Here is a 1,028-nt window from a genome sequence, read left to right as displayed (position 1 = left end):
CCTTCACGGATTGCGAAACGCAGACCGTCGTCCATCGCGATTGGGTGGATCAGAGTCACAACCATCTTGATGTTGTCGCCTGGCATTACCATCTCAACGCCTTCTGGCAGTTCGATGGTACCGGTCACGTCAGTGGTACGGAAGTAGAACTGTGGACGGTAGCCTTTGAAGAACGGAGTATGACGGCCGCCTTCGTCTTTGGACAGGATGTACACTTCAGATTCGAACTTGGTGTGTGGCTTGATTGAGCCTGGCTTCGCCAGAACCTGACCACGTTCGATTTCTTCACGTTTGATACCACGCAGCAGAACACCAACGTTCTCACCAGCACGGCCTTCGTCCAGCAGTTTGCGGAACATTTCAACGCCAGTACAGGTAGACTTCGCAGTCTCTTTGATACCAACGATTTCAACTTCTTCACCAACTTTGATGATACCGCGCTCTACACGACCGGTAACAACGGTACCACGACCGGAGATGGAGAATACGTCTTCGATTGGCAGCAGGAATGGCTTGTCAATCGCACGCTCTGGTTCTGGGATGTAAGAATCCAGGAAGCCAGCCAGTTCGATGATTTTCGCTTCCCACTCTGCTTCGCCTTCCAGCGCTTTCAGAGCAGAACCACGAACGATTGGGGTATCATCGCCTGGGAAATCGTACTGAGACAGCAGTTCACGAACTTCCATCTCTACCAGTTCCAGCAGCTCTTCGTCATCAACCATGTCGCACTTGTTCAGGAACACGATGATGTAAGGAACGCCTACCTGACGACCCAGCAGGATGTGCTCACGAGTCTGAGGCATTGGGCCGTCAGTCGCAGCAACTACCAGGATCGCGCCGTCCATCTGCGCAGCACCGGTGATCATGTTTTTAACATAGTCGGCGTGGCCTGGGCAGTCTACGTGTGCGTAGTGGCGAGTCGGGGTGTCGTACTCAACGTGAGAAGTGTTGATGGTGATACCACGAGCTTTTTCTTCTGGTGCGTTATCGATCTGGTCGAATGCACGAGCAGAACCACCGTAGGTTTT

Annotated in this window: 1 protein-coding gene; it reads right to left on the bottom strand. The window is 52.7% G+C overall.

Annotated elements, in window-relative coordinates; genetic code table 11:
- A partial coding sequence (tuf, locus tag GM298_RS23225; protein ID WP_048338791.1) for an elongation factor Tu occupies positions 1-1,028 on the bottom strand: 1,028 nt, incomplete at both ends.

This window comes from Enterobacter sp. HSTU-ASh6, from assembly GCF_026319105.1.
Lineage (GTDB): Bacteria > Pseudomonadota > Gammaproteobacteria > Enterobacterales > Enterobacteriaceae > Enterobacter > Enterobacter sichuanensis.
The sequence above is the reverse complement of the archived record's forward strand: the minus strand, read 5'-3'. Positions and strand labels throughout refer to the sequence as shown.